Consider the following 8,271-nt stretch of genomic DNA (forward strand, 5'->3'; position numbering starts at 1 on the left):
GTGCACTTCACCGCCCAGGACTGCGGCAGTTGCCCCGCGCGCGAGAAGTGCACCAAGGCGGCCAACGGCACATGGGGCCGCAGCCTGACCCTGCTCCCCCAAAACCAGCAGGAGGCGCTGGAAGTACGGCGCCGCGAGCAGTTGACCGACGAGTGGCAGCAGCGTTACAACATCCGCGCCGGCGTGGAGGGCACGATCTCCCAGGCGGTCCGCCGCACCCAGATCCGCCGCACTCGCTACACCGGCCTGCCCAAGACCCACCTCGGACACGTCTTCGCCGCCACCGCCATCAACATCATCCGACTCGATGCCTGGCTCACCGAAACCCCACTCGGCCCAACCCGCACCTCACACCTAGCCCGGCTCGACCTGGCCGCATAGAGGCCCTCCCACACCCGGTTCACGGATTTCCCAACGGAGTCCTTCAGGGAGGGGAGCCTTCAAGGGAGGACCCTGCGCCGAGCTGGTCCTTATCGGCACGGCAGCCGCCCAGGGCGCCTACGAGCTGAACACGATCGTCGCGGTGGGCGACCGCGACCGAGGGGTTGTCCCCCCCGTTACCGTCTTCGTGGCTCCGCAATGGGGCCTCCGGCCTTCGGGTCCGGCATGACTTCCCCCCCTTGTTGTTCATGATCCGGGGGGTGGTGTCACCGGGTCCGGAGGCATCGACGGACCGCTGATGAGGGGCTTGAGCACCGGCTTCACCCGGGCCGGAAGAGCTCTCCGTAACGTGGATGTGGCAGCTCGGTGCCCTGGCAAGGCCGGACGAATGCGTGATGGAGGGGCCTGCACGTGATCGACACCGGCGACATCGACGTCTTCCTCGGATTGGACGTCGGCAAGGGCGAACACCACGCCACCGCCGTGACCCCGGCTGGGAAGAAGGCGTTCGACAAGCGCCTGCCGAACACCGAGCCCAAGCTCCGCGAGTTGTTCGCGAAACTCCGGGCCAAGCACGGAACGGTGCTGGTCGTGGTCGACCAGCCGGCCTCGATCGGGGCTCTGCCGCTGGCGGTGGCGCGGGACATGGGCTGCCCGGTCGCCTACCTGCCCGGGCTGACGATGCGGCGGATCGCCGACCTCTACCCCGGCGAAGCGAAGACCGACGCGAGGGACGCGTTCATCATCGCCGACGCCGCTCGCGCAATGCCCCACACACTGCGGGCGATCGACGGCGAGGACGAGACCATCGCCGAGCTGGAGATGATCGTGGGCTTCGACGACGACCTGGCCGGCGAGGCGACCAGGGTCGCCAACCGGCTGCACGGCCTGCTGACCCAGATCCACCCGTCGCTGGAACGGGTGCTGGGGCCGCGGTTGCAGCACCCGGCCGTCCTCACGCTGCTGGAACGGTTCGGATCTCCGGCCCAGATCCGCAAGGCCGGCCGTCGGCGGCTGGTCACCCTGCTGCGGCCGAAGGCGCCGAGGATGGCCGAGCGACTGGTCGACGAGATCTTCACCGCGTTGGACGAGCAGAGCGTCACCGTTCCAGGGACCGAGGCGGCCGTGCTGATCGTCCCGAGCCTGGCCGCCTCTCTAACGGCCGTGCTTGACCAGCGCAAGCTGCTGGCCGGGCGGATCGAGGAACTCCTGGGGGCCCACCCTCTTTCGAAGGTCCTGACGTCCATGCCCGGAGTCGGCGTCAGGACCGGAGCCAGGATCCTCATCGAGGTCGGCGACGGCAGCACCTTCCCGACCGCCGGCCACCTCGCCGCCTACGCAGGCCTCGCCCCAGCGACCCGGAGCTCGGGCTCCTCGATCCGCGGCGAACAGCCCTCCAGACGAGGAAACAAGCAGCTCAAACGGGCTTTCTTCCTTTCGGCGTTCGCCGCCCTGGGCGACCCTGCATCCCGGGCCTACTACGACAAGAAGATCAGCCAGGGCAAGCACCACACCCAGGCCCTGCTCTGCCTCGCCCGACGCCGAGCCGATGTCCTCTTCGCCATGCTCCGCGATGGAACCTTCTATGAGCCGCAGCCCGCCAAAGTCGCGTGACCTGCGGAAACTGCACTACGAGACAGGACGATCCCCAAGATGCACCGCGACATCTGAACCAATACGCCAGCCGGCAAGGCGCCGCGGGCTCACGCCATGAAGGTTGTCCATGTCCGGATCGGCTCCGGCATTGACCAGCAGCGACAGCACCGCGTCATCACTTCGATATGTGAACGCCGCCTGCCACAAAGGCGTATTGCCCTGCTCGTCGGGGGCATCCACTTCTGCACCCGCCGCCAGGAGAGAGCCGACAGCCGCGGCATCCTGCTCATCCGCCGCGAAGTGCAGCGGCGTCCACCCCCGGCGGCTCTCACGACCCAAGCTGAACCTCATCCGTCATGCCAGCCATCATCACGACAGCTTGACGAAGGACATAGGGGCACCCCCCCCGCGTGCGGCCGGTGTCGCCAGGTCCTCCTCGACTACTTCCCGGCCCTCAAGGTCATCGTGGGCGAAGGCGATCGCATCCGAACCGTCCTTATCACCGACCTGCTGCCCGAAAGCTACGTCTGGGCTGACCACCAGCTCGACGCCGAGTAACCGTCCGACTCCGACCGGGCGGGTGGCTTCCTGCCCAACGGGGCCGGTGCGAAGGCCGGACTGAACCGAGCGATCGTCGATGCCGGATGGGGGTGTTCCTCGCGATCCTGGCCGCCAAGGCGGAAGGAGCCGGACGGCGAGTGATGGCGGTGGACCCCCGCAACATGTCCCGGCGGGCCCGGAACGCGGGCACACTGCCAAGGAGAACCGGCCCACTCAGGACAAGTTCCGCTGCGTCTCGTGCGGCCACACCGCGCACGCGGACACGCTGGGTGCCGTGAACGTTCCCTACATTGTCTGCGGGACAGGACGAGCCCTTCGTATGGTTGGCCCACCCAGGGGCGTCGGGTGTGGCTTTGAACGTGGCACAGCGACGCCGGGCACCGGGCCCGACAGAAAGCAGAGACCATGGCCATCGACCTCACCGCCCTGCGGGCCCACTTCCCCTCCCTGGACACCGGGATCGCCTTCTTCGACGGGCCGGGCGGAACGCAGACCCCCCGCCCCGTCGCCGACGCCATCGCCGCGACGCTGACCGGCCCCCTGTCCAACCGGGGAACCGTCAGCCCGTCCGAGCTCAACGCCGAGCGCGCCGTCGCGGACTTCCGCGCCGCCTACGCCGATCTGCTCCACGTGCCCGCGAACGGCATCGTCCACGGTCGCAGCGCCACGCAACTGACGTACGACTTCTCCCGCCACCTGGCCAAGGGCTGGAACCCGGGCGACGAGATCATCCTCAGCCGCCTCGACCACGACGCCAACGTCCGCCCCTGGATCCAGGCCGCCGAGCGCGCTGGAGTGGCGGTCCGCTGGATCGAGATCGACGCGGAGACCACGGAACTGGACCTCGACTCGTACGAACGGGCGCTCTCGCCCCGGACCCGGCTGGTCGCGGTCACGGCGGCCTCCAACGTGCTGGGCACTAAGCCGCCCCTCCGCCGGATCGCAGACCGCGCCCACGAAGCCGGCGCCCTGGTGTACGTGGACGGCGTCCACTACGCCGCGCACCACCTCGTGGACGTACCCGCCCTCGGAGCCGATCTGTTCGTCTGCTCGCCGTACAAGTTCCTCGGACCGCACTGCGGGGTCCTCGCGGCGGCACCCGCGTTCCTCGAAACCGTGCGACCGGACAAGCTCGTGCCGTCCTCCGACACCGTGCCGGAGCGTTTCGAGTTCGGCACGCTGCCCTACGAGATCCTGGCGGGCGCTACCGCCGCCGTCGACTTCCTCGCCGAGCTGGACCCGGGCACGGGGACCTCGCGCAGGGAGCGCCTCGCCCACTCCCTGCACTCCCTGCACGAGCACGAACTGACGCTGCGGGCACGGCTGCAGGACGGGCTGGAGTCCCTGGGCGACGCCATCACCGTGCACTCGAAGGCCCCCGACCGTACCCCGACGCTTCTGGTGTCCATCGAAGGCCGCGACGCCCGCGAGGCCCAGGTACACCTGGCCGCGCGCGACGTGGTGGCACCGGCGGGGTCGTTCTACGCCTACGAACCCTTCACCGCGCTCAAGCTCGAAGGCCCCGCCCTGCGTGCGGGCCTGGCCCCCTACAACACCACCGACGACGTGGACCGCTTCCTCGACGGGCTCGCCGACTTCCTCTGACCTCGCCGGATCCGGCCAAGGTGGCCGCATCTACTCTGAGATGCCGATAAGCGCCGCTGTCGGGCTCGCGCCCTTGCGCGAGCCCGTTGCTGTTCGGCGGGGGTGTGGGTCACAGACTACGGGCGGTGATGTCGCCCTGGGACGTGGTGGCGCGGATGTCGAGTCCGGGAGTGCCGTCGGTCTTCAGGGTGTTGGTGATGCGGCCGTGGCTGGTGCCGGCGTCCAGGGTGGCGGAGATGCCGGCGGCTGCGGCGATGGTGATGTCGCCGGACTGAGTGGTCAGTACGACCGTGCCGCGGGTGGCCTCGGTGACCTGGATGTCGCCGCGTGCGGTGCTGATCTGGGCGGGTCCGGTGAGCCGGCCGATCTCGACGTCGCCGTCGGCGGCGGTGAGGCGGAGGCTCGCGGCTTCGTCGATCTTGATCTGGCGGTAGGCGCCGTCGAAGACGACGTCGCCGAGGCGGCCGACGGTGCGCAGTTCTGCGGCGGCGGCCTTGGCCTGGACGCGGGAGCCGGCGGGGAGTTTGACCGTCAGCTCGAGGGATCCGGTGGGGCCGAAGAGCTGGCTGCTGGGGGCGGCGGCGGTGATGCGCAGAACTCCGTCGGCGTAGGCGACTTCCGTCTGCTCCGCCGCCTTCACGTCGCGGCTCTTGGAGGCGTTCGCGGGCAGGACCTCGACCGCGGTGTCGGTCCGGTCGGCGGCGATGAACTGGATGCGTCCGGCGGGGACGTCCAGGACGGCCAGGATGGGGGCGGGGGTGTCGAACTTCTGCATCGTGCTCTCCCTTGACGCTCGCTTCTCGCTGTTTCCTGATGCCGGAAACGCTACGTTGCTTTCTAAGTCGCCGCAACGATGTCTTTGCTCAAAGTCGGTAAATCTGCAGGTAGTTGCGTGACAATCGTTGCAACGAACTCTCGTTTAACGCAACGACGGGACATTCATCCGTTGCAATGTATTGAGGGTGAACGCTAGGGTGGAGGGCGTCAGGGGAACATCGGGCAGCGCCATGGCGCATCCGTGGGTCAGGAAAGGGGAGTTGAGATGCCGGGAGGCAGGCTCACCCAGGCCGAGCGTCAGCAGATCGCGGCGGGACTGGCGGACGGCCTGGCCTACGCGGAGATCGCCCGCCGTCTCGATCGCCCCACCTCCACGATCACGCGTGAGGTGATGCGTAACGGCGGCCCCACCGGCTACCGTGCCGACCTGGCCCACCGCGCCACTGGGCAGCGCGCCCGCCGGCGCCGGCAGGCCGCGCCCGCGGGGCGGCAGGCGCCGGCGCAGCCCTACGGACGCGACGCCGAGGCGGTGCGCGACTATCAGGAGAGCCTCACCACCGTTTTCATGATCTCGGGTCTGCCCAGGATGATGGCGCGGGTGCTGGGCTGCCTGTACACCACCGACACCGGCAGCCTCACCGCCTCCGATCTCGCCCAGCGCTTGAGCGTCAGCCCGGCGTCCGTGTCCAAAGCGATCACGTACCTGGAGGGCTTGGACCTGGTGCGCCGGGAACGCGGCGAGGGCCGCCGCGAGCGCTACGTCGTCGACGACGACCTGTGGTACCAGTCGATGATCCGCAGCGCCCGGGCCAACGACCAGTTCATCGAAACCGCACGCCAGGGCGTCGCCGTCCTCGGCCGCGGCACCCCGGCCGCCACCCGCCTCGAAAGTGCCGCCCGCTTCCTCGACTTCGTCAGCGAAGCACTCATCCGCGCCGCGGAGCAGGGCCGCGAAGTCCTCTACACCAGAACGGAAACACCGTCGGACAACACCGCCGAGCCGAGTCCGGACGACGAACCCACAGCCGCCCCGACCGCCACGGCATGAGAGAGACGAAACCGGCTGCCTCGTCCGTGAGTCCGGGGTCGGGCCTTGTCCTGGGAAGGCCCACTCCGGGATGATCACCGATCATGCATCTCGGTGAACTCGATGCTGTGGAACGCCAGCTGTGGGACTCCTTCGCGCAGGGCACGGCCGTCGATGCCCGCGACGGCACGTCATCGGCGGACTGCGCCGTACGGGCCGACGTCATCACGGCGTTGTTGCTGGGCGCCGGCGCCGATCCCGCCCCGGGGGACCGCCCAGCACTGCGTCTGACCGGTGCCCGCATCACGGGCGGCCTGGATCTGAGGTTCGCCGACGTCGCCGTGCCGGTCGTCCTGGCAGATTGCCGCTTCGACGAAGTGCCCCTGCTGCAGGGCGCCAGGATCCGCGAACTAGCCTTGTCCGGAAGCTCCCTGCCAGGTCTCGCCGCCGACAAAGCCCAGATCGACGGCCGACTGGTACTGTCCCGCTGCCACCTGACCGGCCCCCTCGTATTGAACCGCGCTCAGATCGACGGCGATCTGGACCTCCGCAACGCTGCGATCACGGCACCCGGGTCCGAGGCCGTATCGGCGCTCCATGTGGCTATTCGCGGTGACACGCTGTGTACCAACCTGGCTGTCCAGGGAGTTTTCCGCATATCCGGTGGCTCCATCGACGGCGAGTTCGACCTGGAGGGCGCCTCCCTGAGCAACCCCGGCGGCCACGCACTGGACGCCTACCACGTCCAGATCACCGAGGACTTCACCTTCCACCCTAACTTCAGGGCCGAGGGGCGGATCATCCTGTCCGGTGCCACGGTCTCGGCGGCGATCGGTTTCTGCGGCGCCCAGCTGAACAACGCGGACGACATCGCGTTGGAGGCGATCGATGTCAGCGTCGCCCGCAATTTCGACCTCGGCAAGGGCCTCGCCGTCGTGGGCGGCATCAAACTCGACGGCAGCCGCATCGGTACGCAGCTCAGCTTCCACGATGCCACACTCGCGCATCCCGACGGGACCGCCTTGTCGCTGCGGCTCCTCCAGGCCAGGGAGACCGATCTGCGAACCCGGCGACCGATCGACGGCACCGTCGACGCACGCAACGCTCAACTGGGCACCCTGTACGACACCCCCCACACCTGGCCGGCACACCTCAGGCTGGCCGAGGCCACCTACGACGCCCTCGCAGACCCCCTGGTGGCGGCTGAACGGGTCGACTGGCTCCAGCGTGGCACCGACGGCTACCTCCCGCAGCCGTACGAGCAGCTCGCAGCCGCGTACCGACGGCTCGGACACGAGGACGAATCCCGCACCGTGTTGCTGGCCAAACAGCGCCATCGGCGCGCGACGCTGCCCCCGCATACCAGGGCCTGGGGTTACATCCAGGACGCGACCGTCGGCTACGGCTACCGACCGCTGCGCGCCGGCCTCTGGCTCGTGGCTCTGCTCGCCTGTGGCGCGATCTTCTTCGGCGTGCATCCCCCCGCTCCGCTCGAAGCCGGAAAGGAACCACCGTTCAACGCGGTCTTCTACACCCTCGACCTGCTGGTCCCCATCATCACCTTCGGGCAGGAGGCGGCTTTCGCACCACGAGGCGTTGGCCAATGGCTCGCCTACGGGCTGACCGCTGCCGGCTGGGTCCTCGCCACGACCGTGACCGCCGGCATCTCCCGGGCAATCAGCCGCCAGTGACGAACCCACCTGCCACGGCACGTGACCTTCGACGCCCCCGGCACTCAACGGCACGGTGAGTCCGAAGGGGACGCGTCGAGGTCCTGGCGGAGGAAGCCGGCGAAGCCCTTCATCCGGTTTCGGCGCGCCCTGCTCGGCCTGGCGGATCCGCGCCAACAAGCTGGACCTGAAGCAGCCGCTTGTCCGGACTGTCGGTGAGCGTCTCGCGAGGCCGCATGATGCATGGGGCGGTCTTGCGCAGGCTGCGGAGCGGTATTTGCTGCGGCCGGCCGACGGCGCTTGGGAGATGCTCCTAGGACGGATCCGCTGGTGACGGGAGTCCATGAGAGGTAAGCACCAGGAGTGACTCTCGATCGGGGAGACAGGGCCAAGGGTCCCAACGGCCGCAACGATCCCTCGTTCTGCTCACTGGCCTGGGGATGCACGGGCTTCATCGGGTTCCTCCGGGGATGCCCCGGTCTTCAGGCCGGGGAGGAATCGGACTCCTGCGGGGCAGGGCAGGGACAGCCGGATCGCCGTCAGGGCGATCCGGCGTCCACCCCGCACGGCGGTGACGCCGCCCACCGTGATCAAGAACTCTCAACTGTCAGTCCTCTCAAGTAGGTTCGGATGCATGACGACAGAGGCGACCAC

7 protein-coding genes and 3 pseudogenes are annotated in these 8,271 nt (G+C 68.8%); 8 read left to right on the top strand and 2 right to left on the bottom strand.

The window, feature by feature from the left end; genetic code table 11:
* From ACIBJF_RS50450 to ACIBJF_RS50460, 3 genes and pseudogenes are all read left to right on the top strand, one after another.
* Nucleotides 1–381 (top strand): transposase (locus ACIBJF_RS50450; protein ID WP_399184627.1); only part of this gene is annotated, 381 nt, incomplete at its 5' end.
* A 58-nt stretch (nt 382–439) separates the two neighbouring features.
* Nucleotides 440–556 (top strand): annotated as a pseudogene (locus ACIBJF_RS50455) (cytidine deaminase); the annotation flags it as partial.
* 236 nt (nt 557–792) lie between these two features.
* Nucleotides 793–1,995 carry an IS110 family transposase gene (locus ACIBJF_RS50460; protein WP_399184628.1) on the top strand — a complete coding sequence of 401 codons (1,203 nt, stop codon included), beginning with the start codon at nt 793–795 and terminating at the stop codon, nt 1,993–1,995.
* Nucleotides 1,996–2,010: 15 nt separating this feature from the next.
* Here the strand turns inward: ACIBJF_RS50460 and ACIBJF_RS50465 are convergent, their stop codons facing one another.
* Nucleotides 2,011–2,316 carry an ankyrin repeat domain-containing protein gene (locus tag ACIBJF_RS50465; protein ID WP_399184629.1) on the bottom strand — a complete coding sequence of 102 codons (306 nt, stop codon included), beginning with the start codon at nt 2,314–2,316 and terminating at the stop codon, nt 2,011–2,013.
* 54 nt (nt 2,317–2,370) lie between these two features.
* Here ACIBJF_RS50465 and ACIBJF_RS50470 point away from each other — a divergent pair.
* From ACIBJF_RS50470 to ACIBJF_RS50480, 3 genes and pseudogenes are all read left to right on the top strand, one after another.
* A pseudogene (locus ACIBJF_RS50470) lies at nt 2,371–2,535 on the top strand (cytidine deaminase); the annotation flags it as partial.
* Between the two features lie 15 nt (nt 2,536–2,550).
* A pseudogene (locus tag ACIBJF_RS50475) lies at nt 2,551–2,821 on the top strand (zinc ribbon domain-containing protein); the annotation flags it as partial.
* A 122-nt stretch (nt 2,822–2,943) separates the two neighbouring features.
* On the top strand, nt 2,944–4,143 hold the full coding sequence (locus ACIBJF_RS50480; RefSeq protein WP_399184630.1) for a cysteine desulfurase-like protein: 1,200 nt from the start codon (nt 2,944–2,946) through the stop codon (nt 4,141–4,143).
* 109 nt (nt 4,144–4,252) lie between these two features.
* Here ACIBJF_RS50480 and ACIBJF_RS50485 read toward each other — a convergent pair whose 3' ends face one another.
* Complete coding sequence (locus ACIBJF_RS50485; RefSeq protein WP_399184631.1) at nt 4,253–4,918, bottom strand: DUF4097 family beta strand repeat-containing protein; 666 nt, start codon at nt 4,916–4,918, stop codon at nt 4,253–4,255.
* Between the two features lie 267 nt (nt 4,919–5,185).
* On the opposite strand from ACIBJF_RS50485, the gene ACIBJF_RS50490 reads away from it, so the two are divergent.
* Together ACIBJF_RS50490 and ACIBJF_RS50495 are read left to right on the top strand one after the other, a co-directional pair.
* Nucleotides 5,186–5,968, top strand: coding sequence for a helix-turn-helix domain-containing protein (locus ACIBJF_RS50490; RefSeq protein ID WP_399184632.1), 783 nt, complete (start codon nt 5,186–5,188; stop codon nt 5,966–5,968).
* 83 nt (nt 5,969–6,051) lie between these two features.
* On the top strand, nt 6,052–7,638 hold the full coding sequence (locus tag ACIBJF_RS50495) for an oxidoreductase (protein ID WP_399184633.1): 1,587 nt from the start codon (nt 6,052–6,054) through the stop codon (nt 7,636–7,638).
* Nucleotides 7,639–8,271: the final 633 nt, after the last annotated feature.

The organism is Streptomyces sp. NPDC050743 (assembly GCF_044456925.1).
Lineage (GTDB): Bacteria > Actinomycetota > Actinomycetes > Streptomycetales > Streptomycetaceae > Streptomyces.

Excerpts from the sequence above, each read along its gene's own strand:
- ACIBJF_RS50490 (WP_399184632.1), top strand. The coding sequence starts at position 5,186 with ATGCCGGGAGGCAGGCTCACCCAGGCCGAGCGTCAGCAGATCGCGGCG.
- ACIBJF_RS50485 (WP_399184631.1), bottom strand. The coding sequence starts at position 4,918 with ATGCAGAAGTTCGACACCCCCGCCCCCATCCTGGCCGTCCTGGACGTC.
- ACIBJF_RS50495 (WP_399184633.1), top strand. The coding sequence starts at position 6,052 with ATGCATCTCGGTGAACTCGATGCTGTGGAACGCCAGCTGTGGGACTCC.
- ACIBJF_RS50480 (WP_399184630.1), top strand. The coding sequence starts at position 2,944 with ATGGCCATCGACCTCACCGCCCTGCGGGCCCACTTCCCCTCCCTGGAC.